Source organism: Streptomyces sp. CB01249, from assembly GCF_001905735.1.
GTDB lineage: Bacteria > Actinomycetota > Actinomycetes > Streptomycetales > Streptomycetaceae > Streptomyces.
Genome location: NZ_LISW01000009.1, coordinates 284,714 through 310,624 on the forward strand (window position 1 = coordinate 284,714; position 25,911 = coordinate 310,624).

Here is a 25,911-nt window from a genome sequence, read left to right on the forward strand (position 1 = left end):
GTAAGAAAGCGCAACCCCGCCCGGCAGCCCTAGGTACTCCCCAGGGTGCCGAACGGCCGCCGGCCGGGGTGGCGCACGCAACTTGTCGGCGCACGAAGGGATCTGTATCGCCCATGTACACAGCATCGTCCTCCGTGTCCGCCCCGCCCCGGCCGCTGCGTCCCCTCCAGGCGGGCGGCGGACCGTACCTCGACCCGCGCACCACCGTCCCGCCCCCCGGCCTCGGGCGGCCCCGGCGGCCGGGAGGGCCCGGCGCCCCCTCGCTCGGCGGGCGCCTGGACCTGTCGGGCCCCCAGGGCGCCCAGCTGAGGATGGTGATCGCGTCCGTGCACCGGATCTGCCCGGAGTTCAATCCGGTGCAGGTGCTGCGGCGCAGCGGGCGTTCGGTGCTGCTGGTCGGCTCCACGGGGCGGGCGACGGCGGTGGCGAAGTGTTTACTGGACCACTCCCCCGCGTGGTCGGAGCGGTTCCGGCACGAAATAGCGGCATACCGGGCGTTCGTCCGGCACCGCCCGCCGGTCCGGGTGCCCCGGCTCATCGCCGCGGACCCGGAGAACTGCACGCTGGTCATCGAGCGGATGCCGGGCCGGGTGGCCGCCCTGACGCGCCACCCCGCCGAGGCCCCGCCCCGCGCGGACCTGCGTGCCGTGCTCGGAGCGGTGGCCCGGGTGAACGCCTGGCGTCCGCCGGCGGGCCTGTTCGAGGCGCCGCTGGACTACGCGGCGCGGATCAACCGCTACCACGAGCTGGGTCTCTTCACCGACCGGGACCTGGGCGACCTGCAGAAGCTGCTGCACGGGATCGCCCACTCCGGCGGGCGCGGCGCGACGGGGCAGTTCTGCCACGGGGACGCGCTGCTGTCCAACATCCTGCTGTCGCCCACGGGTCCGGTGCTGGTGGACTGGGAGCACGCGGGCTGGTATCTGCCGGGGTACGACCTGGCGACGCTGTGGACCGTACTGGGTGACGCCCCGGTGGCCCGGCGCGAGATCAGCAAGCTGGCGCAGGTCGCCGGTCCGGCGGCGCGCGACGCGTTCCTGGTCAACCTGATGCTCGTCCTCACGCGGGAGATCCGCCGGTACGAGACGGCCGTGCAGCGGGCCATGCGGGAGGCCGGGCCCGCCCGGGCCGTGCAGGACCGGGCGGGCGCGCTCGCCCCGGGCGAGGAGCAGCGGCTGCTGCTTCGCCGGCTGCACGACGACTGCGCGATGGCCCGGAACGCCGTGCGGGCGGCGGTCGGCACGCGCTGACCGGCCGGCCCCACGGGGCGCGCCGCGGGTCCGGTGCCGACACACCGGGCCCGCGGCGCGCTGTTGTGTGCGGGCCGGGGCCTCAGCGGGCGCGGACGATGTCCACGTCGGACGCCTTGACGAAGGCGACGCGGTGGCCGATCTGGACGGTCACGTACTTCTCCTTGCCCTTGAAGTACGCGTGGTCCAGCGGGAGGGAGGCGTCGATCGTCGGCGCGTAGAAGAAGCCGGTGGGCGCCTCGCCGCCGCCGGGGTAGGACTGGCCGGCCTTGATCGTGTACTGGAGCGGTGTGCCGACCCGCTGGTCCGCGAAGTCCGCCGGGTACTCCGACTTCTCCGGGTAGGCGACCCCGTACACCGGCACCTCCGCCTTGCCGGCCTTCGGGCGGACGACGTAACCGGAGGTGGGAACGGTGGTGTGGGTGAAGGCCGGGGTACGGAACCACGCCTTCTCGCCGTACCACCAGATCGCCGTCCAGCCGGGGGCGCGGCCGGCGACCACGGCCTGCTGGGTGGCGCTGATCTTGCTGCCCCAGTCGGCGGCGCAGTTGGTGCCGGGCGAGCCGTCCGTGTGGATGCCGGGGTCGGAGAAGAGGGGCGCGTCGTCGGAGGGCGCGGTGTGCAGCGGGACGGCGCTGGAGCCCTGGACGGGCAGGTCCACGTTCTTCTCGCAGTCGCGGAAGGCCTGCTGGTTCTTCTTGAAGCTCGGGCTGACGGTGACCAGTTGGCTGCCGGGGAGAGCGGTCGGCAGGGTGGGCCTGCCGAGCAGGGTCATGAAGTAGTTCCAGTCCCAGTAGGTGCCCGGGTCCCAGTGCATGCCCTTGGTGCCGGCGGCGCTGGTGGGCGGGACGCCGTCGTGGCCGATGATGTGCTGGCGGTCGAGCGGGATGTCGTACTTGGCGGCGAGGTAGCGCACGAGGGCGGCGGTCGAGCGGTACATCTCGGGGGTGTACCACTGGGCGCCGTCGACGGCGACGCCTTCCTGTTCGATGCCGATGGAGTGGCTGTTGACGTACCAGTTGCCGGCCTGCCAGGCGACGTCCTTGTTCTTGACCATCTGGGTGACGTGGCCGTCGGCGGAGCGTACGACGTAGTGGGCCGAGGTCTGCTTCAACGGGTTCTGGAAGATCTTCAGCGTGGTGTCGAAGTCCTCCTCGGTGTCGTGCAGCACGATGAACTTGATCTTGTTGGTCTGCGGCCGGTCGGCGGTGTCGTAGTTGCCGTACGTCTCCTTGTCGGCCGGGTCGCCGGTCTGCTGGTAGGCGGCCGGGACCCAGTCGCAGGCGAGACCGCGCGGGCACTCGGGCCGGACCCCGTCGGCGCCGGCCTGGGCGACCGGGCTGAGCAGCGCGAGGCTCAGCGCCCCGGCGGTGGTGAAGGCGAGTGCGAGCCTGGTCCTCTGCTTGGACGTCATGACAACCCTTCGTAGAGCCGGGTGGAGCCGTTGCGGGCGTGCGCGCACACTCTGTGACCTGAGGTGAAGGGGCGTCAAGAGTGCTGGGAGCGCAGCGCGTTGAGCCACTGGACCAGACCACTGACAGGGCCTGTGACCTGCGAAGGGCGGGAAACGGCGGGGGTGTGGCGATGACCCGTTACCAGGGTTTTACGCGTCCGCACCGGCACGGGTGTCCCTCGAACGGGCGCTCTGCGGTGTGACTAATCGCGGCTGTGCGTGCCCCGAACGGACCAAGGGTAGTGCTGGCGCCGACAGGACCGATGCGCGTGGGACTCACGCGATGGCTCTCGGAAAGGCCGGACGCACATGGCTCAGCCGTTCACCCTGCCGGACTTCTATGTTCCGTATCCGGCGCGTCTCAACCCCCATGTGGAGGAGGCCCGGCAGCACACGAAGACGTGGGCGCGGGCCATGGGGATGCTGGAGGGGTCCGGTATCTGGGAGGAGAAGGACCTCGACGCGCACGACTACGCGCTGCTGTGCGCGTACACCCATCCCGACTGCTCGGCCGAGGCGCTGTCGCTGGTCACCGACTGGTACGTGTGGGTCTTCTTCTTCGACGACCACTTCCTGGAGCTGTTCAAGCGGACCCCGGACCGCGAGGGCGGGAAGCGGTATCTGGACCGGCTGCCCGCGTTCATGCCGATGGAGCGCGGTGCGCCGGTGCCGGAGCCGGAGAACCCGGTGGAGGCGGGGCTCGCGGATCTGTGGGCACGTACGGTGCCCGCGATGTCGGACGCGTGGCGGTCGCGGTTCGCGGAGTCGACGCGGAACCTCCTCAACGAGTCGCTGTGGGAGCTCGCCAACATCAACGAGGGCCGCATCGCGAACCCCGTCGAGTACATCGAGATGCGCCGCAAGGTGGGCGGGGCCCCCTGGTCGGCGGGTCTGGTGGAGTACGCGGCCGGGGCCGAGGTGCCGGAGGCGGTGGCCGGTGAACGGGCGCTGCGGGTGCTGAGTGACGCGTTCTCGGACGGGGTGCATCTGCGCAACGACCTCTTCTCGTACCAGCGCGAGGTGGAGGACGAGGGCGAGAACAGCAACGGGGTGCTGGTCCTGGAGCGTTTCCTCGGCTGCTCGACGCAGGAGGCGGCCGAGGCGGTGAACGACCTGCTGACGTCCAGGCTCCAGCAGTTCGAGAACACCGCGCTGACCGAGGTGGGCCCGCTCTGCGCGGCCAAGGGGCTGGACGCGGCGCAGACGGCGGCGGTCGGGGCGTATGTGAAGGGGTTGCAGGACTGGCAGTCGGGCGGCCATGAGTGGCACATGCGCTCCAGCCGCTACATGAACGACGGCGGGGCCGGTGAGGCCGAGCCGGGCTTCGGGATGTCCGCCGCGTCGATCCGGTTCACCCGGCGCTCCGAGTCGGCCCGGCTGCGCAGCCACAGCCATGTGCTCTTCCAGCACGTGGGCCCGTCGTTGCTCCCCGACTTCGACCTGCCGTTCGACACCACGCTGAGCCCGCATCTGGAGGGCGCCCGCGAACGGCTGGTGGTCTGGGCGGACCGGATGGGCATCCTGGGGCCGCAGCCCGGGGTGCCGGGTTCGCACATCTGGGACGAGGAGCGTCTGCGGGCGATCGACCTGCCGTTGTGCGCGGCCGGTATCCACCCGGACGCGACGCCGGACGGGCTCGACCTGTCCTCGGGGTGGCTGGCGTGGGGGACGTACGGCGACGACTGGTTCCCGGTGGTGCACGGCCGGACCCGCGATCTGGCGGGGGCCCGGCTGGCCAACGAGCGGCTGTCGCTGTTCATGCCGCTGGACGGGAGCCCGGCCCCGGAGCCGGTCAACGCGCTGGAACGGGGGCTCGGCGACCTCTGGGAGCGTACGGCGGGCCCGATGGACGACGCCGGGCGGCGCGCCTTCCGCACGTCCGTGGAGGACATGACGGCGAGCTGGCTGTGGGAGCTGGCGAACCAGGCGCAGCACCGGATTCCCGACCCGGTGGACTACGTCGAGATGCGGCGCATGACGTTCGGCTCGGACCTGACGATGAGCCTGTGCCGGATCGGGCACGGCCGGAAGGTGCCGCAGGAGATCTACGAGAGCGGCCCGCTGCGCTCCCTGGAGAACGCGGCCGCCGACTACGCGGCGTTGCTCAACGACCTGTTCTCGTACCAGAAGGAGATCGAGTACGAGGGCGAGGTGCACAACGGCGTCCTGGTGGTGCAGAACTTCTTCGGGGTGGACTACCCGACGGGTATGTCGATCCTGTACGACCTGATGAAGTCGCGGCTGCGGCAGTTCCTGCATGTCGCCGAGTACGAACTGCCCGTGCTGTACGACGACTTCGGCCTGGACGCGGAGGCGCGGGAGACCCTGGCGGGCTACGTGCAGGAGCTGAAGCACTGGCTCGCGGGCATCCTGATCTGGCACCGGGGCTGCCGGCGCTACCGCGAGGAGGATCTGCGACGGGGCACCGGCGCCCCCTGGCACCTCAACGGCCCCACGGGGCTGGGCACTTCGGCGTCCCAGGTGGCGGCGCTGTTCGGCCGGCCGTCGGAGGTGAAGGTGTAGCTCCTGCAGGTGCACCTCGGTCACCGGGCGGCGCGGCCCGGTGACCGTGGTGTGTACTCAGCCCTGCTGGAAGAGTTCGGCGGGCAGCGGCTTGAGGAGGGCGTACAGGTCGTCGGTGATGGGGCGGTCCCAGCTGGCGATGGTGACGAGCACACCGTCGCTGCGGTCGAACTGCACACAGGAGATACGGCTCTCGGAGAGCTTCACCCGGCGCACGATCATGAGGTTGTCGCCCTGCATGACGGGCATGTCCTCGGTGCCGGTGACCTCGACCGGCTCGTCGTTCTCCAGCGCCAGCAGCAGCTGGGCCACCTCGAAGGGAACCTGCCCCTCCTCGGTCTCGCGCGCGGGTGAACCCTCCGGCAGGTTGCCGATGATCATCGCGGGGCCGCGCCCGCCGAACAGGTCGTACCGGAGGAACACACCCTGGCAGCTGCCGTCGGGTGCGGGGAGCAGACCGGCGCCGAGGTTGCCGGGCCAGTCACCGGGGTCCATGGCCAGGACGTCGAAGTCGGGGCCCGCGGGTGTGGCGGCGCTGCGGCGGCGGAGGAAGGACATGCACATATGTTACGTGTCCCAGCTCACCTCGCCGAGCCGGGCCCGGACCGGCATATGCCCAGGCCCGGGGGCACACCTCCGTACACCGCACACGTCCCTCGCGTGTACACCTCTCACCCGGTGCGCGACTCCGCGGCCAGCCGTTCCAGCACGGTGACGGCCTCGTCCATCCGCTCGTGCGGCACGAAGAGGTGGTCGTGGTGGAACCCCGCCACCACGTTGCAGCTGATCCCCGCGTCGGTGAGCGCGAGCGACACCGCGGCGGTCAGCCCGACCGCCTCCAGCGCCGAGTGCACCCGCAGGGTGATCCAGCCGGCGACATAGGTGTACGTCAGCCCGGCCGCCGCGGCCTCGGCCTCGGGGAGCACCAGGGTGAGTCCTTCGCTCTCGCGGACCGTGACGACGGGTGCGACACCGCCGGGCAGGGTGCCGTCGGGCACGGTGGCGTAGACGTACCGGCCGGGGTGGGGCTCGGGGCTCAGGTCGCTCAGCAGGACACGCAGATCGCTTTCGGCTGTCACGGTCACCACGCTACCGACGGGGCGCGGGCGTGAGCCATTCGGGCACGTCCCGCGTCCAACCGGTCACCGTGCGTGGCACCGAGCCGGGATCGCCCATAGCTTCGGCTCATGAGGAAACGACACATGACACGCCTCGTGAGCATCGCAGCCGTATCGGCCGCCGGACTGGTCGCGGCGGTGCCGTCCGCACCGGCCGCCGCGGCGGGTGCGCGCGTGGTGTCACCGGGGCAGTCCATCCAGGCGGCGGTGGACGCCGCACGGCCCGGGGACACCATCGTCGTCCGGCCCGGGACCTACCGCGAGAGCGTCCGGATCAGCACGCCGGGCCTGACCCTGCGCGGCTCCGGTGACGACACGGTCATCATGCCCGCGGCCGAGCGCGCCGCCTCCGGTGACGACTGCGCGGGGGCGGGCAACGGGATCTGCGTCCTGGGGACGGCGGACGGCACCGTGGACGGGGTGACCGTCAGGTCCCTGCGCGTCACCGGGTTCGCCCGCAGCGGCCTGTGGGCGTCCTGGACGGACCGGCTGTCCGTCCGCTCGGTGACCGCCGACGCCAACGGTGTCTGGGGCATCGCGCAGCAGCGGTCCACCCGCTCCGACCTCCGGGACAGCACCGCCCGCTCCAACGGGGACGCGGGCATCTTCGTCGCCAACAGCGTCGACGAGGAGGGCGGTGCCACCGACACCGGCGGCACCCGGGTCCGGGGCAACACCCTGACCGACAACCGCATCGGGTTCACCGCACGGAGGGTGCGCAACCTGTCGGTGCGCGACAACACCTTCACCGCGAACTGCAGCGGGGTGTTCGTCGTGGGCGACGAGGGCACCCCGCAGGCCGGTGCCATGTCGGTCCGCTCCAACCGGATCACCGGCAACAACAAGTTCTGTGCCGCCACCGACCGGCTGCCCGCGATCCAGGGCTCCGGAATCGTGCTGACGGGCACCGAGTCCACCGAAGTGCGGAACAACGAGATCCGCGACAACGTGGGCGCGACCCCGCTGTCCGGCGGCGTCGTGCTGTTCAAGAGCTTCGTGGGCGCCAAGAACACCGACAACACCGTCACCGGCAACGTCGTCCTCGGCAATCAGCCCGCGGACCTGGCGAACCGGGACACCGGCACGGGCAACCGGTTCACCGGCAATGTCTGCACGACCTCCGCACCGGCCGGGATGTGCTGACCGGTGACCCCCCGCACGAGGAGAAGCGAGACGGCATGACCACCGTGAGCACCACCCCCGGCACCACTCCCGTCCAGCCCCTTCCCACCCCGCAGCCGGCGATGCGGCTGCGCGAGCTCGTGTTCGGCGCGGCCCGCTCCGCCGCCGTGCGCGCCGTCGCCCGGCTGGGTGTCGCCGACGCCCTCGGTGACACCCCCGAGACCGCGGAGCAGTTGGCGGCCGCGGTGGGGACCGAGCCCGGGCCACTGCGGCGGCTGCTGCGGGCCCTGGCCTGCTACGGCGTCTTCTCGGAGAACGCCGACGGCACCTTCGCGCACACCGACATGTCCCGGCTGCTGCGGGAGGACGCCCCGGACAGTCTGCGGGCGATCTCTCTGTGGTGCACCGAGCCCTGGACCTGGGAGGTGTGGCCCCGCCTGGAGGACGCGGTGCGCTCCGGCGGCAACGTCTTCGAGGACGTGTTCGGCAAGGAGTTCTTCGACTACCTCCACCAGGACGCCCACGAGTCGGCGCAGGTGTTCAACGCGGCGATGACCACCTCCAGCGTGCAGTCGGCGCTGGACGTCGCCGCCCTGCTCGACCTCGGCGGTGTCGCGTCGGTGGCCGACATCGGCGGCGGCCAGGGGCACGTGCTGGCGAGCCTGCTGGAGAAGCACCCGTCGGTGAGCGGCACCCTGATGGACCTGCCGGGGGTCATCGCCCGGGCCGACGAGCGGCTGCGGGACGGCGGGGCGCTGGCCGGGCGGGCGTCCATCGTGGCCGGGGACTGCCGGGAGGGCATCCCGGTCACCGCCGACCTCTACATCATCAAGAACATCCTGGAGTGGGACGACGAGTCCACCCGCCGGGCGCTCGCCGCCGTCGTCCGGGCGGCCCGTCCCGGTGCCCGGGTCGTCGTCATCGAGAACCTGGTGGACGACACCCCGTCCATGCGGTTCACGACCGCCATGGACCTGCTGCTGCTCCTGAACGTGGGCGGCGCCAAGCACACCCGGCAGAGCCTGGTGGACCGGCTCTCCGAGGCGGGGCTGCGGATCGACGGCGTCCGGCCGGTCAATCCGTATCTGCACGCCTTCGAGTGCGTGGTGCCCGGCTGACCCTCCGGCGTACGCGAAACCGCCCCGGTCCCCGTAGCAGAACGGGGACCGGGGCGGTTGGCGTCCCGCCTACGCGGGGGCGCCGCGCTCCCAGCGGTAGAACTCGTGGGCCATCGCGTCCTTCGGCCCGCGCCAGGTCTCGGGGTCGTACGGACTGATGAAGGCGGTGAGCCGTTCGCTGATGGCCCGGAACTCCGGGTGCTCGGTCACCTTGGCGATCTCCGGGCCGGGCGGCTGCTCGGACTCGATCATGTGCAGGTAGACGTCGCCGAACTGGAAGAGCTTGCGGCGGGTGACGCCGACCAGGTGCGGCAGTTCGCTGTTGTCGGACGCGGCGAACAGTTCCGCGATGTCCGGGGCGGATCCCGGCGCCATCCGGGCGACGATCAGTGCGTGATGCATGGGTGGTGCCTCTCTGCCGGTCAGTTGGCCGGGACGGCGGCGGAGCGGCGCTCACGGTCGCGCTGCTCGATCTTGTCCCGGATCAGCGCCATCTGGACCTTGGAGTTCCGGTTGATGTTGTCGGTCATCCAGGCGTCGTCCACCGGCGCGTCGGGGCGCATCGCGAAGTCCTGCTGCCAGTGCATGCGGGTGCCGCCGGGGACCTCGGCGTACTCCCACCGGATGTCCATGTGCTGGAACGGCCCGGGCTCGACGCGGCGGGCCCGGACGTTGCGGCCCGGACGGTCGGTGGTGCGCTCGGAGACCCAGCTCCACACCTTGCCGTTCTCGTCGGGGTGCATGGTCAGGCGGAAGGTGGTGCGCTCGCCGTCCCGTTCCAGGACCTCGACGGCCGCGTACTCGCTGAAGAGCTGCGGCCAGTTCTCCAGGTCGTTCGTCATGTCCCAGACGAGGTCCAGGGGGGCGGCGATGACGATCTCGTTCTCGGTGTGTCCGGACACGTCAGGCTCCTGTCATGAGGCTGTTGTTGACGAGGTCGAGGAACTCGCGGGGCGTCTTGCACCGGTCCGCGTCGGCCGGCAGCGGCTGCCCGTGCCGGTTCTCGAGTACGCCGACGATGCCGAGCAGGCCGAGGGAGTCCAGGCCGTACTCGTCGAAGGCGGCGTCGGAGCGGTTCTCCATCTCCTTGGGGTCGACGGAGAGGCCGGCGCCCTTCTTCATGAGGGCGGCGAGTTCTGCGTACGTCAGTCGTTCGGTCATGCGGGACTTCTCCTTCTCACGAGGGGTGGAGGCGCGGGGTGGACGGGCTCACGCGGGGCGCCGGAGCACCAGGGCCGCGTTCGAGCCCATGAGGCCGCGGCTGAGCACGAGCGCGGTGCGCAGTTCGGCGGGACGGGCCCGTTCGGTGACGACGTCGAGGTCGTGGCAGACCTCGAAGACGTTGGGCGTGGGCGGGACGAGGCCGTTCTCCATGGCCAGGACGGCCGCCGCCGCGTCCAGCACCGGACCCCCGCAGTAGGCCCGGCCGATGCCGGTCTTGGGGGCGGTCACCGGGACGCGCCGGCTGTGCGGGCCGAGCGCGTCGGCCAGCGCCAGTGCCTCGGCCCGGTCGGCGGCCGGCGAGCCGAGCGCGTCCGCGAAGACGACGTCGACCTCGTCGGGGGCGCAGCCGGCTTCCCGCAGCGCGCCCTCGATGGCGTGGGCGAGGCCCTCCCGGGACTCCTCCCAGTGGGCGGCCGTGGTGAAGGTCGCGGCGTGACCCGCGATCTCCGCCCGGATCCGGGCACCGCGCTCGCGGGCCGACTCCTCCTCCTCGACCACGAACATCGCCCCGCCCTCGGCGGGCACGAAGCCGCAGGCGTCCGAGGTGAAGGGGCGGTAGGCGCGCGTCGGGTCCTCGGCCGCGCTCAGGTCGCGGTAGCCGAGCTGGCAGACCACGGAGTACGGCGCGAGCGGGGCCTCCGCCGCGCCGACCACGACCGCGTCGGTACCGCGCCGCACGGAGCGGTCGGCGTGCGCGAGTGCGTCGAGGCCGCCCGCCTCGTCGCTGGCCACCACCGCGCACGGGCCCTTGAAGCCGCCGCGGATGGAGATCTGGCCCGTGCTCGCCGCGTAGAACCAGGCGATCGACTGGTAGGGGCCGACATATGTGGAGCCCTGGCCCCACAGCCGCTGCAGTTCGCGCTGGCCGAACTCGCCGCCGCCGGAACCGGCCGCGGTGACCACGCCGACGCCGAACGGCCGGTCCTCGTAGTCGGCGCGGCCGAGCCTGGCGTCGTCCAGCGCCATGTCCGCGGCGGCCATCGCGAAGTGCGTGAACCTGTCGGTCTGGACGAGGTAGCGCTCCTCGATGAGCGCGACCGGGTCGAAGCCGCGGACCTCGCCGGCGATGTGCAGCGGCAGGTCCTCGCACCCTTCGCGGGTGACCTTGTCCAGGACGCTCATGCCTTCCTGGGTGCGCTTCCAGAAGGCTTCGGTGCTGGTGCCGTTGGGGGCGACGACGCCGATGCCGGTGACAACGGTGCGCCGGGCCTTGGGGGTGCTCATCAGGTCCTCCCTCGGGTCAGGGCCACCGCGGACTGGAAGCCGCCGAAGCCGCTGCCGACCGAGAGGACGCTGCGCAGCTTCAGGGGGCGGGCGGTGCGCGGCACGTAGTCGAGGTCGCACTCCGGGTCCGGGGACTCGTAGTTGGCCGTCGGCGGCACCGTCTGGTTGACCAGGGCCAGGACGCAGGCGGCGATCTCGATCGCCCCGATCGCGCCGAGGGAGTGGCCCACCATCGACTTGATGGAGCTCATCGGCACCTTGTGGGCGTGCGCGCCGAGGGCCCGTTTGACGGCGGCGGTCTCGTGCCGGTCGTTCTGCTTGGTGCCCGAGCCGTGCGCGTTGACGTAGTCGATGTCCTGCGGGGAGATCCGGCCGTGGCCGAGTGCGTGGTTGATGGCCTCGGCCATCTCCAGGCCCTCGGGGGTGAGCCCGGTCATGTGGTACGCGTTGCCGAAGGTCGCGTAGCCCGCGATCTCGCAGTAGACCGTCGCCCCGCGGGCCCGGGCGTGTTCCAGTTCCTCCAGGACGAGTACGGCTCCGCCCTCGCCCATGACGAAGCCGTCGCGGCGTGCGTCGAAGGGGCGGGAGGCGTGTTCCGCGTCGTCGTTGTTGGGGGAGGTCGCCTTGATCGCGTCGAAGCAGGCCACGGTGATCGGGGTGATCGGCGAGTCCGACGCACCGGCTATGCAGACGTCGACCCGGCCCTCCTCGATGGAGTGGAAGGCGTAGCCGATGGCGTCCAGGCCCGAGGTGCAGCCGGTGGAGACGGTCTGCACGGGGCCGTGCGCGCCGACCTGTTCGGCGACGGCGGACGCCAGCGAACTGGGCGAGAAGGCGCGTTCCAGATGGGCGCCGGCCCTGCGGTGGTCCACGTCCCAGCGCGCGCCCTTCTCGCTGACGGCGACGTAGTCGTGCTCCAGGCGGGTGGTGCCGCCGACCGCGGTGCCGAGGGAGACCCCCATCCGCCAGGGGTCGGTGCGCTCCGGGTCCAGTCCGGCGTCGGCCAGCGCCTCGCGGGCGGCGACCATCGCGAACTGCACATAGCGGTCCGCGCGGGCGGTGTCCTCGTCGTCCAGGCCGTGGGCAGCCGGGTCGAAGTCGCACTCGGCGGCGATCCGGGAGCGGAAGCCCGCCGGGTCGAAGAGGGTGATGCCCCGGGTCGCGGTGCGGCCGTTGGAGAGCAGGTCCCAGAAGGCCGGGGCTCCGATGCCGCCCGGGGCGACGACGCCGACCCCGGTGACCGCCACGCGCCGGGTCATGACGCGGCCTCGGTTCGTTCTGGCGGGGCACCCCGCTCGGCGGTCTCGGTCACCTCGGTGTCGACGTGGCCGAGTTCGGGGCGGGGGGCGAGCGGGCCGAGGTGGAAGACCATGCGGGCCTCGGTGTCGCCGACGTTCCGGAAGCGGTGGCGGACGTGCGGGGGGATCAGCAGGCCCTGGTCGGGGCGCATGGTGTGCGTCTCCCCGTCGAGGTCGACCTCCAGGTGCCCCTGCACGACGTACACGAACTCCTCGGAGTACGGGTGGTAGTGCTCGCCGATGCGGTCGCCGGGGTCGACGAGGGCGAGGCCCATGAAGCCGCTGGTGGCGCCCACCGCGGTGGGGGTGAGCAGGGCGCGCAGGTCGCCTCCGCGCCTGGTGTTGGGCTGGGTCTCACTGAGGTCCACGATGCGTGGCCGGTGGGTGGTCATCTCTGCTTCTCCTCCTGGGCGCAGGGCGCGTGGGGTGACGGGTCGGGCGAGGGCCCGGGTGCCGGAGCGCGGTTCAGGACTCCGCGGCGCGCCGGTCGGTGATCAGCCGCATCTCGGACCGGGCGAGGAAGCGCGCGGCGTCCTCGTCGGTGGCGGGGACGGGGTTCGCCTCGCCGTCGAGGAGGCGGGCCAGGCGGGCCGCCTTGCCGGGGCCGTGGATGCCGAGGGCCTGGGCGGGCTGCGCGTCGAGCGGGCCGTCCGCTTCCAGGAGGCGTACGACGACGTCGTCGCGCTGGAAGATGGTGCTGCTGTCGATGGGGCTGCCGGTGTCGTCGGCGGCCTCCTCGTCGTGGCCGGCCAGGAGACGGGCCAGGGCCATGCCGCAGCCCTCCTTCGCCTGGTAGAACACGGCGTGCCGGCGCAGGCTCTCGGGGGCGTGGCGGCCGGCCGAGACGTGGTGCACGGTGGGCAGCGCCGCGCGGGTGAAGAACATCCGGGCGGAGTCGGGGTCGGCGAGGTCCCGGTCCTGTTCGAGGTAGGGGTTGATGGCCTCCTCGACGGCGCGGATCTCGGGCTGGCGGGAGACGTGCCGCAGCGCGGCCATCAGGTCGCCCTCGACCTCGACGGCGCGCACGACGCGGTTGCCGTGCATGAAGAGCGAGGTGCGGCGCAGCCGGGTGTGGTCGTCCACGCGGGAGCGGGGCGACTCGTAGTCGGCGAGGAGCTTGGCGACGATGTCCTCGGTGCCGGGCTTCACGGTGAAGGTGAGCGCGTGGCGCACGACACCGTCACCGAGGCGCGGCGAGGTCTGGAGGCTGCCCTTGACCGGGTCGGGGACGGCCTCGAAGCCCTTGCCGGTCTCGCGCAGCACGCTGAACCGCAGCGACCTGGTGTCGCGTACGCAGCTGTGCAGGGGCTGCACGGTGGCGACGTGCTCCTCGCTGTTCACCCAGGCGAGGAAGGGCGGGGCGCTCTCCCACTCGCTGGTGATCAGCCACTGCGAGGGGTTCTCGATGGACTGGCACAGCTGGTCGCTGATGTGGCCCGGGATGGACGCGACCTGGTTGCGCATGTGCTCGTACGCCTCCAGGAACTGCTTCTGGGCGCCGTCGTGCAGGTCCAGCAGCAGCACGACGCGCAGCCGGGATCCGTCGAAGGCGGACTGTGAGATCCGTTCCGAGAGGGTGGTGGTCATCTGGCGAACTCCTTCGACGGTGGGAGGCAGGAATGCGGGGAGACCCGGCCGTCTCCGTGACCGATCGTGAAACGCTGGTCCGCCCGACGCGAGATTTATGAACCGTTCAGGTGAGCAGGCGTCCGAAGGGCTCCGACCGGCTCCGGCCCGGGCATGGAACAGAGCATCTGTACGGCGTCGGAGCTGGAGCAACTGATGAACGAGAACGTCGACCTCCATGTACCGGTCCTCATCGTGGGCGGTTCGCTGGTGGGTCTGTCCGCGTCCCTTTTCCTCGGCCGGCTCGGCGTCGAGCACCTGCTGGTCGAGAAGCACGCCGCCACGTCGACGCATCCGCGTGGCCGGGGCAACAACGTCCGCACGATGGAGGTGTTCCGCCGTGCGGGTGTCGAGCAGGAGATCCGGGCGGCCGCTTCGGTGCTGGCGGACAACCACGGCATCCTCCAGGCGGGCTCGCTGACCGGTGAGGACCAGGAGTGGCTGTTCAAGGAGATCGACCCGGGCGGCGCGCTGGCCCGGTTCAGCCCGACGGGCTGGTGCCTGTGCAGCCAGAACGACCTGGAGCCGGTCCTGCTGGAGCGGGCCCGGGAGCAGGGCGGTGACCTGCGCTTCTCCACGGAGATGATGTCGTTTGACCCGGATGCCTCGGGCGTGACGGCGACCCTGAAGAACCGGGAGACCGGTGAGCACACGACGGTGCGGGCGGACTACCTGATCGCGGCGGACGGGCCGCGCAGCCCGGTCCGTGAGCAGCTGCGCATCGGCCAGTCGGGGACCGGCGACCTGTTCCACAACGTGAGCGTCACCTTCCGCTCGCGCGGGCTGGCGGAGGTGCTGGGCGACCGGCGCTTCATCGTGTGCTACCTGACGAACCCGGAGGCGGAGGGCGCGCTGCTGCCGGTGGACAACGAGGTGGAGTGGGTGTTCCACGCGCCGTGGCAGCCGGAGCGGGGCGAGACGCTGGAGGACTTCACGGACGAGCGGTGCGCCCGCCACATCCGTACCGCCGTCGGCGCGCCGGACATCGATGTGGAGATCACCGGCAAGGCGCCGTGGCACGCGGCGGAGCGGGTGGCCGAGCGGTATGCGCGGGGGCGGGTGTTCCTGGCCGGTGACTCGGCGCACGAGATGTCGCCGACCGGCGCCTTCGGCTCGAACACCGGCATCCAGGACGCGCACAACCTGGCGTGGAAGCTGGCCGCGGTGCTGCGGGGCGAGGCGGGCCGGGGGCTGCTGGAGACGTACGGTCAGGAGCGGCTGCCGGTGGCCCGGGCGACGAGTGAGCGCGCGTCGGCGCGGTCCGAGGAGCACAACCACCCCGGCTACGCTCCCCCGCCCTCGGTGGGCGGCGGGAAGCGGGGCGGGATGCTGAACGTGGCGCTGGGCTACCGGTACACGGCGGGCGCGGTGCTCGGTGTGGCGCCGGACGCGCCGGTGGTCCCGGAGGGGATGCGGCTGACGGGCGAGCCGGGCAGCCGGGCGCCCCATCTCTGGGTGCGCCGGGCCGGGGAGCGGATCTCGACCCTGGATCTGTACGAGCGGTCGTTCGTCCTGCTGACGGACGGGGCGGACACGGTGTGGCGGCGGGCCGCGGCCCGGGTGGCCGACCGGCTGGGGGTGCGGCTGGACGCGTTCGGCATCGGTGCGGGCGCCGAGCTGGAGCCGGAGGACGGGGCGGACTGGGCCGAGGCGCACGGGACGGACCGGGAGGGCGCGGTCCTGGTGCGCCCCGACGGCTTCGTCGCCTGGCGTACGGAGTCGGGCTCCGAGGACGCCGAGTCGACGCTGCACGACGTCCTGGTGGCGCTCCTGCACCGTGACTGACGTGCTGTCAGCTCGGTGATCAGATGCCGAACGACCGGAGGGCGGTGAGGAATTCCTCCGGTCGTTCGGTGTGTACGAGATGGCCCGCGTCGATGGTGACGAACTCCGCGCCGGGAATGGCGCGGGCCATCCGGGCCAGGTCCTCCTGGGCGATCTGGCTCCGCGGGCCCCCGCCGACGACGAGGGTGGGGGCGGTGATCTCGCCCAGGAGTTCGCGGCCGGCCGGGTCCGGTTCGTTCAGCTGGGCGTCGATGGCGGGCACGAGCGGCCAGTCGAAGTCCAGCTTCTCGTCGGGCCGTTGGGGCACCGGGCGGGGCGGGTCGAGCGGGATGAGCGGGGGCGCCTCCTCAAGGACGAGGCGGCCGATCAGCCCCGGGTGGCGCTCGGCGAGCAGACAGGCGGCGGCTCCGCCCATGGAGTGTCCGACGACGGTGGCGCCGGCGAGGTTGCGGGCCTCCAGGAAGCCGTGCAGGTCGTCGCGGAACAGCTCGAAGCTGTAGCGGCCGGGCCAGTCGCTCAGCCCGTGGCCCCGGAAGTCGAAGGCGTACACCCGGTGGGTGGCGGCCAGCCGGGCGGCGACGACAGCCCAGTCGCCGCTGTTGCCGCAGCGGCCGTGGGCCAGGACGACCGGTGGTGCGGCCGGGTCGCCCCACACCCGGTACGCGAGCCGCGTGCCGCCTGCCCGGACGCTGTGCACCTCCGGATCGAGGAACGCCTCGACGGTACGGGCGAACGCGCCCGCGTCGTCGATCCACGGGAAGTGCGCGGCGCCGCGCTGCACGGCGAACTCGGCGTGCGGGAAGAGCGCGGCCAGTTCGGCGGCCCGGTCGGGGGTCAGGACGGTGTCGTACTCACCGGCCAGCACGAGGACCGGCGCCTGCAGCGTGCGCAGGGCGGGGACCGTCGCGGCCGGGTCGAAGGCACCTTCACCGGCGTACCGGGCGGCGGCCTCGGCGTTGATCTGCGCGGGTGAGGCGGCGGCGTGCTCCTGGGCGGCGGCGTCCCAGCGCCCGTACAGGAACGGCCTTGTCCTGGCGCGGAGTTCGCCGGTCATCCGGCCCGCCCAGATCTCTTCCAGGGCGGCGAGCGCGTCCTCGTACCAGGGTTCCGAGGCGCGCAGGGCGGCCACCTCGCGGGCGTCACCCACGGCGGCGGGGAGGCCGGCGGCCTGCGTGGTGGGGGTGACGAGGACCAGGTTGCGCAGCCGGTGCGGATGGCGGGCGGCGTAGAGCGCGGCGAGTTCGGCGGCCGCGGAGTGGGCGAGGAGGTCGACGCGTTCGAGGCCGAGGTGGGCGCGCAGGGCCTCGACGTCCTCGGTCTGCCGGTCGCAGCGGTAGGTGGCGGGGTCGTCGGGGGCGGCGGAGTCGCCGGTGCCCCGGAGGTCGAGGAGGACCAGCTGCCGGCGGTCCGCGAGCCCGCCGAGGGTGCCGAGGTAGGCGCTCGCCCGCATGGCACCGCCGGGCAGGCAGATCAGCGGTGTCCCCTCCCCCACGAGGTGATAGGCGAGCTCGGTTCCGTCGTACGTGTGGAAGGTCGGCATGCCCCCATCCAAACAGGGCCGTCCGGGTGACGCAGCCGTGTTCGGTACCGGCGTAGCCGGGTCGGAGGGCGATGTGCGTCACGCCTCTTGCCAGGCGGTGCAAGATCCTGAATTACTGCTCCGGAGGGAAACGACCGAATGATCGGTCGTCCGCACCATGTGTACGGAACGAGGGAGGCCCGCGTGACGGCTCGGCTGGATACGGCGGAACGGATGAGCCGCGACGAGTTGGCGGCGCTCCAGCTGGAACGGCTGCGCGCCACGTTGCGCCACGTTTACGAGAACGTGGCGCACTACCGGGCCGCCTTCGACCGGGCGGGACTGAAGCCGGAGGACTGCCGCTCGCTCGCCGACCTGGCCCGGTTCCCGTTCACCACCAAGGCGGATCTGCGGGACAACTACCCGTTCGGGATGTTCGCCGTGCCGGAGGACCAGGTCCGCCGCATCCACGCCTCCAGCGGCACGACGGGCCGCCCGACCGTCGTCGGCTACACCGGGAAGGACCTGGACACCTGGGCCGATGTGGTCGCCCGTGCCATCAGGGCGGCGGGCGGCAGGCCGGGGCAGAAGATCCATGTGGCGTACGGCTACGGGTTGTTCACCGGTGGTCTCGGGGCGCATTACGGGGCGGAGCGGCTCGGCTGCACGGTGATTCCGGCGTCCGGCGGCATGACGGCCCGCCAGGTGCAGCTGATCCAGGACTTCCGGCCCGACATCATCATGGTGACGCCCTCGTACATGCTGACCATCCTGGACGAGTTCGAGCGGCAGGGGGTCGATCCGCGGACGACCTCGCTGAAGACGGGGATCTTCGGGGCGGAGCCGTGGACGGAGGAGATGCGCCGGGAGATCGAGGAGCGGTTCGCGATCGACGCCGTCGACATCTACGGCCTGTCCGAGGTGATGGGCCCGGGTGTGGCCCAGGAGTGCGTGGAGACGAAGGACGGGCTGCACATCTGGGAGGACCACTTCTATCCGGAGGTGGTCGACCCGATCACGGGCGAGGTGCTGCCCGACGGGGAGCGGGGCGAGCTGGTGTTCACCTCGCTGACCAAGGAGGCCATGCCGGTCATCCGGTACCGGACGCGGGACCTGACCCGGCTGCTGCCCGGCACGGCCAGGGTGTTCCGGCGGATGGAGAAGGTGACCGGGCGCAGCGACGACCTGGTGATCCTGCGCGGGGTGAACCTCTTCCCGACGCAGATCGAGGAGATCGTGCTCCGTACCCCGGGGGTGTCGCCGCACTTCCAGCTGCGGCTGACCCGGGAGGGCCGGCTCGATGTGCTGACGGTGCGGGCGGAGGCCAGGACCGGGGCGACGCCGGAGCAGCGGGCGGCGGCGGCCGCGTCGGTCGCGGCGGCGGTCAAGGACGGGATCGGGGTGTCGGTGGGCGTCGAGATCGTGGACCCGGAGACGCTGGAGCGGTCGGTGGGCAAGTTCCGGCGGATCGTGGACGAGCGCCCGTAACTTCCGCGCAGGCCAATGGGGTTGCTGTGGCAGGATGGGCCGGAATGACCGTCGTCCGCAGGAGGACTCGTGTTCTCCCGCCGAGGGATTGGGGAGCACACCATGACGGCAGGCCCGTCCGGCACACCGGTCGACACCAGCAGGCCGCACCCGGCCCGTGTCTACGACTACCTCCTCGGCGGCAAGGACCACTACCCGGTCGACCAGGAACTCGGCGAGCAGATGCCGGAGCTGGCGAAGGTGGGGGTCGCGCAGAACCGGGCCTTCATGCACCGGTCGGCCGCCTGGGCTGCGCGGGCGGGCATCGACCAGTTCCTGGACATCGGGACCGGGATCCCGACCCGGCCGAACCTCCACCAGATCGTCCAGGAGGTGAACCCGGCGGCCCGGATCGTCTACACGGACAACGATCCGATCGTCCTGCGGCACGCGGAGGCGCTGCTTGTCAGCACCCCCGAGGGCGCCACCGATTACCTGGAAGCCGATGTGCGCGACCCGGAGAAGATCCTCGCCCACGCCCGTACGGTGCTGGACTTCGACCGGCCGGTGGCGCTGTCGATGATCGCCCTGATGCACTTCCTGGCCGAGGAGGACGATCCTTACGGCATCGCCCGCACCCTGGTGGACGCGCTGCCCCCGGGCAGCTGTCTGGCGCTCTCCCACTTCACGGTGGACTTCCTCGTCGTGGACCAGGAGGCGCTCGACCGCTACCGGTCGAGCGGCATCACGCTGCAACCCCGCGATCGCGCGGAGGTGGCCCGCTTCTTCGACGGGCTCGACATGGTCGATCCGGGCCTGGTGCCCGCGCCGCGGTGGCACAACGGAACGCCCCCGCCGGAGCCGCAGGACGCCACCGACACCATCTACACGGGGGTGGGCCGCGTCCGGTGAGACGCGGCCGGGCGGCCGTCAGGCGAGGCGGTCGCGCAGTTCCCGCTTGAGGATCTTGCCGCTGGCGTTGCGCGGGAGGGCGTCCGAGAAGACGACCCGCTTCGGCGCCTTGAAGTGGGCGAGGCGTTCGCGGGCGTGCGCGATCAGCTCGTCCTCGGTGGCCTCGCCCTTCAGGACGACGACGGCGGTGACGGCCTCGATCCAGCGCTCGTCGGGCAGCCCGACGACGGCGGTCTCGGCGACGGCGGGGTGGGTGTAGAGGGCGTCCTCGACCTGCCGGGAGGCGACGAGGACGCCGCCGGAGTTGATGACGTCCTTCACCCGGTCGACCACCGTGAGGTAGCCGTCCGACTCCCGGACCGCGAGGTCGCCGGAGTGGAACCAGCCGTCCCGGAACGCCTCCGCGCTCTCCTCCGGCTTGTCCCAGTAGCCGGTGCACAGCTGGGGTGAGCGGTAGACCACCTCGCCCGCGGTGCCGTCGGGGACCTCCTCGCCCTTCTCGTCCACGACCCGGGCCTCCACGAAGAGGACGGGCCTGCCGCAGGAGTCCATCCGGCCCTCGTGCTCGTCCGGTCCCAGCACGGTGGCCAGCGGGCCGATCTCGCTCTGCCCGAAGCAGTTGTAGAAGGCCAGTCCGGGCAGTCGGTCGCGGAGGCGTTCCAGCACGGGGACGGGCATGATCGACGCCCCGTAGTACGCCTTGCGCAGGCCGCCGAGGTCACGGGTGGCGAAGTCCGGATGGTTGGCGAGGCCGATCCAGACGGTGGGCGGCGCGAAGAGGCTGTCGGCCTCCCCCGACTCGACCAGGTCGAAGATCCGGGCCGCGTCCGGTGCGTCCAGGACCGTGTTCTCGGCGCCCACCGCGAGGTAGGGCAGCAGGAACACGTGCATCTGCGCCGAGTGGTAGAGCGGCAGCGTGTGGACGGGTCGGTCCCCGGCGCGCAGGTCGAGCGCGGTGATCGCACTGACGTACTCGTGGACGAGGGCGCCGTGCGTCATCATCGCGCCCTTGGGGAGCGCGGTGGTCCCGGAGGTGTACAGCAGCTGGACCAGGTCGTCGGCGGCCGGTTCGCGCGCGGGGGTGAACGGGCGCGGGGTGCCAAGCCCGGCCAGCAGCGACCCGTCGTCGTCGCGCAGCGCCCGTACGGCGAAGCCCTCCGGGATGCGGTCCGCGAGGGCCGGGTCGGTGAGGACCAGGGAGCTGGCGGACTGGCTCAGGATGTACGCCAGGTCGTCACCGGTGAGGTTCTGGTTGACGGGCACATGGACGAGCCCGGCCCGGGCGCAGGCGAGGAAGGCGATGAGGTACGCGTCCGAGTTGTGGGCGTAGGCGGCGACCCGGTCCCCCGGGCGCAGCGCGTGGCCCTCGGTGAGGAGGGCGGCCGCGGTGGAGACGGCCTCGTCCAGCTCGCGGTAGGTCCAGGCCCGGCCGGCGTACCGCAGGGCGGTGCGTGCGGGGGTGCGCCGTGCGCTGCGGGTCAGGACGCCGTCGACTGTGCTGCTGCGTACACCGGTCATGGCGTGATCCTGTGCGGCCGGGGCCCGGCGGTCAAGGGCCTGACGCGACATCAGATTCTTTACCGTTCACGCCCCTACGGGACGGCGGGTCCTGACAGTACTCTCTGCTCGGCAGGAAGTTTCACGCTCGGAAGAGATTTCGAAAGTTACTTTCAGGCAGCGAGAAGGGGTTGTGCATGACGGAGGACACGGCGGCCGGGGAGATCAGCCGACGGAGGCTCGGCGGTGGGATGCTGGCCCTGGGCGGGGCACTCGCCCTGGCGCCGATTCCGTTCGCGGGCACGGCGTCCGCCACGGAGCCGGGGACGGGGTCGTCACAGATGCACGCGGGCAGGGGCGCGAAGCCGACGCTGCGGCGCGGATCGGCCGCCCGTGCCGGGCTGTTGCAGGAACCGCTCGACCAACTGGTCACCGAGGCGGAGCGCTATCTCGGCGCCTCGCCGAAGCACCCGTGGTACGCGGGCGCGGTGCTGCTCGCGGGCCGGGGCGGGACGGTGGCGCTGCACCACCCGATCGGCAAGGCGGTGCGCTACTCGGCGTACGACGAGGCGACCGACACCGGGGTGGAGTTCCCCGAGGACCAGCAGATCGCGATGGCCGAGGACACGGTCTTCGACCTGGCGTCGGTCTCCAAGCTGTTCACCTCGATCCTGGCCGTGCAGCAGATCGAGCGCGGCACGCTGGAGCTGGAGGCGACGGTCGCCTCCTATCTGCCGGAGTTCGCGGGCGGCGGCAAGCAGGACATCACGATCCGTCAGCTGCTCACCCACACCTCGGGGTTCACCGCCTGGATCCCGCTCTACAGCGCGCCGACCCGGGAAGGGAAGCTGGAGCTGCTGTGGAAGGAGGTCCCGGCCAATCCGCCGGGCACGGTCTACCTCTACTCCGACCTGAACCTGATCTCGCTCCAGCTCGTCCTGGAGAAGCTGACCGGGCGGACCCTGGACGTCCTGCTCCGCGAGCGGATCACCGCTCCGCTCGGGATGCGGCGCACCCGCTACAACCCGCCCGCCTCCTGGAAGCCGAAGATCGCCGCGACCGAGGACGCCCGGCTCCCCTGGTCCGGGCTCGACCGCGGCCTGGTCTGGGGCGAGGTGCACGACGAGAACGCGTTCAGCCTGGACGGGGTCGCCGGGCACGCCGGGGTGTTCTCCTGCGCCTGGGACCTGGCGGTCCTGGCCCGCACCCTGCTCAACGGCGGGGTCTACGGGCGCGCCCGCATCCTGTCGGAGGACTCCGTCGACCTGCTGTTCACCGACTTCAACACGGCGTTCCCCGGTGACGCGCACGGGCTGGGCTTCGAGCTCTACCAGCACTGGTACATGGGCGCCATGGCCACGCCCCGGACGGCCGGGCACACCGGCTTCACCGGGACCAGCCTGGTCCTGGACCCGTCCACGGACTCGTTCCTCATCGTGCTGGGCAACTCGGTGCACCCGGTGCGCAACTGGCGGTCCGGCAGCGCGCCGCGGGTGGCCACCGCCAACCAGCTGGCCCGGGCCGTCGCGGTCCGCCCGGCCCGGGGCCGTACCGCCTGGTTCTCCGGGATGGCGAGCGCGTCCACGGCCACCCTGGCGCTGCCCGCCCTGCCGCTCGCCTCCTCGCGGGCCCGGCTGAGCTGCGCGCTGTGGTGGGACACCGAACCGGCGTCGGACTTCCTGTACCTGGAGGCTTCGGCGGACGGCGGTGCCACCTGGCAGCCGGTCCCGTTCACCACCACCCCGACCGGGCAGGGCGGGCGCCCCCGGCCCGAGGACCATCCGGACGGCTCGCTCTCCGGCTGGTCGGGCCGGGTCTGGCACCGCCTGGACGCGGACCTCGCACAGTGGCGTGGCACCGGGACCGTGCTGCGATGGCGGTACACGACGGACCAGTTGTACGTGGGCCGCGGGGTGTACGTGGACGCCGTACGGGTCGAGGACGGCGGCCGTACGGTCTTCGACGAGAACCGGCCGGGTGACGCCCGGCGCATCACGGCCGTGGGCTGGGCCGCGTCGGCGGACTGACCGCCGCTCCTCCGGGGAACCGGGTGCCGGGGGCCGGAACGCACACGTCCGGCCTCCGGGATGGGTAGGCTCACGCCGCACGCCGAGCGGGCGGTCCGAGCCGCGCCGCGTACGGCCCGGAACCGAACCATCGAGGATGCGCGGCATGAGTACCTACGGCAACGGCCCCTGGGGACCGCCCGGCGGGCCCGGCCCCGGACAGCCCGGCCCCGGTCCCGGACCCGGCCCGTACCCCTACCCGTACCCCGGCGGGCCGGGTGGACCGGGCGGTCCCGGCGCGGGGCCCTACCCGCCGGGCGGAACCGTGCCGCCCCAGGGGCCGTACCCGCCGGGGCCGTACGGTCCGCGGCCCCCGTCGCCGTTCACGCCCCGGCCGCCGCTGTCGCGCGGACGGCGGATCCTCAAGTGCGTCTACAACCCGTTCTACGCGGCCCAGCGCGCCTTCCGCCCCTCGCGCCCGGGCACCGTCGAGGACCCGACGGTGCGCAGGATCCAGAACTGGCGGACCGGGCTCGGCATCGTCGCCTGGCTCGTCCTGGTCATGTCGTACAAGCCGGTCGACAGCGCCAAGGGTGTCGGGGAAGTGGCGGACGACAAGTTCGGCGACAGCTGGATCAGCACGCTCGTCCTGGTGTGCGCGTTCCCGTTCGTGATCGCCCTGTTCGCGTTCGCCGCGCGGGGCGCTCTGCGCGGGCTCTACCTGCGGAGGTCCCTCAAGTCCTTCGGGGCGGTGGCGGCGCTGATGGGGTCGATGGCCACGTTCCCGCTGGCGATGGCACCCGACGCGGCGACCACCGCCTTCCGCGACGCCGTCGGGACCCCCGGCAAGGTCGTGATGATCACGCTCTGCGCATGGTCGACGGGCTTCGCCCTGTACGGGATCTGGCTCTGCCTCACGCATGTGTTCCGCACGGCCGACATCCACGAGGTGCTGCCGCCGGTCCTCGCCACCTTGCTGGTCTGGGTGATGGCGGCCCTCGCCGTGTTCAACAACGAGAACGCGGATGTCCCCGCCCTGGCGCGGATCGCGTTCCTGCTCGGCGGGCCGGTGTCGGTGACGGTGCTGTCGTGCTGGGAGCTGTACCGGCTGGGCAAGTACCACGACGTGAGTGTGCGTCAGGCGCTGGGCCGCTAGGGCCTGTCCGCGGCGCCCCCCCCTGGTCACAACCCCAGCGCCGCCATCGCCGCGTTGTGGCCCGGGACCCCGCTCACCCCGCCTCCGCGCACCGCGCCCGCCCCGCACAGCAGGACGTTGGGGTGCGCGGTCTCCACGCCCCAGCGGCCGGTGGTCTCCGTGGCGTAGGGAAAGGCGAGGTCGCCGTGGAAGATGTGGCCGCCCGGCAGGCGCAGGTCGCGTTCGAGGTCGAGCGGGGTCTTCGCCTCGATGCACGGCTGGCCGTTCGCGTCGAGTGCCAGGCAGTCGGCGAGCGGCTCCTCCAGGTGCGCGTCGAGTTCCGCGAGGGTGGCCCGGAGCAGGGTGGCGCGGGCGGTGTCGTTGTCGTCGGCGAAGAGGCGGGACGGAGTGTGCAGGCCGAAGAGGGTCAGGGTCTGGTAGCCCCGGGCGGCGAGGTCCGGGCCGAGGATCGAGGGGTCCGTCAGCGAGTGGCAGTAGATCTCGGACGGCGGTGCGGCGGGCAGCCGTCCGGCCGAGGCGTCCCGGTGGGCGGCGGCGAGCTGCCCGTACCCCTCCGCGATGTGGAACGTACCGGCGAACGCCTCGCGCGGGTCCACCGACCGGTCGCGGAGCCGGGGCAGCCGGGTGAGCAGCATGTTCACCTTGAGCTGGGCGCCCTCGGCGGGCGTCGGCGGCTCGTCCCCGAGGAGGGCGGCGAGGGCCTGCGGGGACGCGTTGACCAGGACCCGGCGTGCGCCGACGGTGTGTTCGCCGTCGTCCGTGCGTACGGTCACCTCGGCGCGCGTCCCGTCGGTGTCGATCCGCAGCGCCTCGTGACCGGTCCGGATCCGTGCGCCGGCGGCCAGGGCGGCCCCGGCGAGGGCGTCGGTGAGGGCGCCCATGCCGCCGACCGGGACGTCCCAGTCACCGGTGCCGCCGCCGATGACGTGGTAAAGGAAGCAGCGGTTCTGGAGCAGTGAGGCGTCGTGGGCGTCGGCGAACGTGCCGATCAGCGCGTCGGTGAGGACCACGCCGCGTACCAGGTCGTCCGCGAAGTGCTCCTCGACGGCGACGCCGACGGGCTCCTCGAACAGCATGCGCCAGGCGTCCGCGTCGCCGATCCGCTCCCGCAGCGCCTCGCGGGTGGGCAGCGGTTCAGTCAGGGTCGGGAAGACGCGGCCGGCGAGCCGCCCGGTCATCGTGTAGAAGCGCTGCCACGCCTCGTACTCCCGGTCCGAACCGGTGAGCGCGGCGAAGGAGTCGCGGGTTCCCCCGCCGCCGACGAGCAGGCCGGTGGGCCGTCCGTCGCGGACGGCCGGGGTGTACGAGGACACGGTCCGCTTGCGTACGGCGAAGTCCAGGCCGAGGTCGCGGACGATCTTCCGCGGGAGCAGCGAGACCAGGTAGGAGTAGCGGGAGAGCCGGGCGTCGACCCCGGCGAAGGGCCGGGTCGAGACGGCCGCTCCTCCGGTGGCCGGGAGCCGCTCCAGGACCAGCACCCGTTGGCCGGCGCGGGCCAGATAGGCCGCCGCGACCAGGCCGTTGTGGCCACCGCCCACGATCACCGCGTCATAGCTGTCCCGTACCGTCATGCCCCTTGGTAACACGGCGCGGGCGGCCGGGCCAGGGCGTGC

22 protein-coding genes are annotated in these 25,911 nt (G+C 72.2%); 9 read left to right on the forward strand and 13 right to left on the reverse strand.

What is annotated here, in order from left to right:
• Positions 1-113 precede the first annotated feature (113 nt).
• Positions 114-1,250 carry an aminoglycoside phosphotransferase family protein gene (locus AMK18_RS31420; protein WP_026171500.1) on the forward strand — a complete coding sequence of 379 codons (1,137 nt, stop codon included), beginning with the start codon at positions 114-116 and terminating at the stop codon, positions 1,248-1,250.
• Positions 1,251-1,332: 82 nt separating this feature from the next.
• On the opposite strand, the gene AMK18_RS31425 is transcribed toward AMK18_RS31420, so the two are convergent.
• A complete protein-coding gene (locus AMK18_RS31425; protein ID WP_073865471.1) occupies positions 1,333-2,664 on the reverse strand; it encodes an N-acetylmuramoyl-L-alanine amidase in 1,332 nt (443 codons plus the stop codon).
• Between the two features lie 348 nt (positions 2,665-3,012).
• Between AMK18_RS31425 and AMK18_RS31430 the strand changes: the two genes are divergently transcribed.
• Positions 3,013-5,226: a terpene synthase family protein gene (locus AMK18_RS31430; protein ID WP_073865472.1), complete on the forward strand. Its 2,214-nt coding sequence runs from the start codon at positions 3,013-3,015 to the stop codon at positions 5,224-5,226.
• Positions 5,227-5,283: 57 nt separating this feature from the next.
• On the opposite strand, the gene AMK18_RS31435 is transcribed toward AMK18_RS31430, so the two are convergent.
• Positions 5,284-5,784 carry a hypothetical protein gene (locus AMK18_RS31435; protein ID WP_026171499.1) on the reverse strand — a complete coding sequence of 167 codons (501 nt, stop codon included), beginning with the start codon at positions 5,782-5,784 and terminating at the stop codon, positions 5,284-5,286.
• Between the two features lie 113 nt (positions 5,785-5,897).
• Positions 5,898-6,305, reverse strand: a complete 408-nt coding sequence (locus AMK18_RS31440) for an ACT domain-containing protein (RefSeq protein WP_073865630.1) — start codon at positions 6,303-6,305, stop codon at positions 5,898-5,900.
• Positions 6,306-6,428: 123 nt separating this feature from the next.
• On the opposite strand from AMK18_RS31440, the gene AMK18_RS31445 reads away from it, so the two are divergent.
• On the forward strand, positions 6,429-7,487 hold the full coding sequence (locus tag AMK18_RS31445) for a right-handed parallel beta-helix repeat-containing protein (protein ID WP_073865473.1): 1,059 nt from the start codon (positions 6,429-6,431) through the stop codon (positions 7,485-7,487).
• A 35-nt stretch (positions 7,488-7,522) separates the two neighbouring features.
• Positions 7,523-8,584: a methyltransferase gene (locus AMK18_RS31450; protein ID WP_073865474.1), complete on the forward strand. Its 1,062-nt coding sequence runs from the start codon at positions 7,523-7,525 to the stop codon at positions 8,582-8,584.
• Positions 8,585-8,653: 69 nt separating this feature from the next.
• On the opposite strand, the gene AMK18_RS31455 is transcribed toward AMK18_RS31450, so the two are convergent.
• From AMK18_RS31455 to AMK18_RS31485, 7 genes are all read right to left on the reverse strand, one after another.
• Positions 8,654-8,986: a TcmI family type II polyketide cyclase gene (locus AMK18_RS31455; protein ID WP_073865475.1), complete on the reverse strand. Its 333-nt coding sequence runs from the start codon at positions 8,984-8,986 to the stop codon at positions 8,654-8,656.
• 20 nt (positions 8,987-9,006) lie between these two features.
• A complete protein-coding gene (locus tag AMK18_RS31460; protein ID WP_018102927.1) occupies positions 9,007-9,486 on the reverse strand; it encodes an SRPBCC family protein in 480 nt (159 codons plus the stop codon).
• Position 9,487: 1 nt separating this feature from the next.
• A complete protein-coding gene (locus AMK18_RS31465; protein ID WP_018102926.1) occupies positions 9,488-9,745 on the reverse strand; it encodes an acyl carrier protein in 258 nt (85 codons plus the stop codon).
• 48 nt (positions 9,746-9,793) lie between these two features.
• A complete protein-coding gene (locus AMK18_RS31470; protein ID WP_073865476.1) occupies positions 9,794-11,032 on the reverse strand; it encodes a beta-ketoacyl synthase N-terminal-like domain-containing protein in 1,239 nt (412 codons plus the stop codon).
• On the reverse strand, positions 11,032-12,291 hold the full coding sequence (locus AMK18_RS31475; RefSeq protein WP_018102924.1) for a beta-ketoacyl-[acyl-carrier-protein] synthase family protein: 1,260 nt from the start codon (positions 12,289-12,291) through the stop codon (positions 11,032-11,034). The genes AMK18_RS31470 and AMK18_RS31475 overlap by 1 nt, the downstream gene beginning before the upstream one ends.
• The gene (locus AMK18_RS31480) at positions 12,288-12,722 is read right to left on the reverse strand and encodes a cupin domain-containing protein (protein ID WP_018102923.1); all 435 of its coding nucleotides are present in this window, start codon (positions 12,720-12,722) and stop codon (positions 12,288-12,290) included. The genes AMK18_RS31475 and AMK18_RS31480 overlap by 4 nt, the downstream gene beginning before the upstream one ends.
• 73 nt (positions 12,723-12,795) lie before the next feature.
• A complete protein-coding gene (locus tag AMK18_RS31485) occupies positions 12,796-13,917 on the reverse strand; it encodes a SchA/CurD-like domain-containing protein (RefSeq protein ID WP_073865477.1) in 1,122 nt (373 codons plus the stop codon).
• 195 nt (positions 13,918-14,112) lie between these two features.
• Between AMK18_RS31485 and AMK18_RS31490 the strand changes: the two genes are divergently transcribed.
• Entirely contained in the window at positions 14,113-15,741 is a 1,629-nt protein-coding gene (locus tag AMK18_RS31490) for an FAD-dependent oxidoreductase (RefSeq protein WP_073865478.1), read from the forward strand.
• A 19-nt stretch (positions 15,742-15,760) separates the two neighbouring features.
• On the opposite strand, the gene AMK18_RS31495 is transcribed toward AMK18_RS31490, so the two are convergent.
• The gene (locus AMK18_RS31495) at positions 15,761-17,281 is read right to left on the reverse strand and encodes an alpha/beta fold hydrolase (RefSeq protein ID WP_073865479.1); all 1,521 of its coding nucleotides are present in this window, start codon (positions 17,279-17,281) and stop codon (positions 15,761-15,763) included.
• Between the two features lie 183 nt (positions 17,282-17,464).
• Between AMK18_RS31495 and paaK the strand changes: the two genes are divergently transcribed.
• Both paaK and AMK18_RS31505 read left to right on the forward strand, forming a co-directional pair.
• Positions 17,465-18,748 (forward strand): phenylacetate--CoA ligase PaaK, encoded by a 1,284-nt coding sequence (gene paaK / locus AMK18_RS31500; protein ID WP_073865480.1) that lies wholly within the window; start codon positions 17,465-17,467, stop codon positions 18,746-18,748.
• A 102-nt stretch (positions 18,749-18,850) separates the two neighbouring features.
• The gene (locus tag AMK18_RS31505; protein WP_073865481.1) at positions 18,851-19,639 is read left to right on the forward strand and encodes an SAM-dependent methyltransferase; all 789 of its coding nucleotides are present in this window, start codon (positions 18,851-18,853) and stop codon (positions 19,637-19,639) included.
• An 18-nt stretch (positions 19,640-19,657) separates the two neighbouring features.
• Here the strand turns inward: AMK18_RS31505 and AMK18_RS31510 are convergent, their stop codons facing one another.
• Positions 19,658-21,157: an acyl-CoA synthetase gene (locus AMK18_RS31510; RefSeq protein ID WP_073865482.1), complete on the reverse strand. Its 1,500-nt coding sequence runs from the start codon at positions 21,155-21,157 to the stop codon at positions 19,658-19,660.
• A gap of 176 nt (positions 21,158-21,333) precedes the next feature.
• Between AMK18_RS31510 and AMK18_RS31515 the strand changes: the two genes are divergently transcribed.
• The gene (locus AMK18_RS31515) at positions 21,334-23,163 is read left to right on the forward strand and encodes a serine hydrolase domain-containing protein (protein ID WP_073865483.1); all 1,830 of its coding nucleotides are present in this window, start codon (positions 21,334-21,336) and stop codon (positions 23,161-23,163) included.
• 145 nt (positions 23,164-23,308) lie between these two features.
• Positions 23,309-24,298, forward strand: a complete 990-nt coding sequence (locus AMK18_RS31520; RefSeq protein ID WP_241836689.1) for a hypothetical protein — start codon at positions 23,309-23,311, stop codon at positions 24,296-24,298.
• Between the two features lie 26 nt (positions 24,299-24,324).
• Here the strand turns inward: AMK18_RS31520 and AMK18_RS31525 are convergent, their stop codons facing one another.
• Positions 24,325-25,869 (reverse strand): phytoene desaturase family protein, encoded by a 1,545-nt coding sequence (locus tag AMK18_RS31525; protein WP_073865485.1) that lies wholly within the window; start codon positions 25,867-25,869, stop codon positions 24,325-24,327.
• Positions 25,870-25,911: the final 42 nt, after the last annotated feature.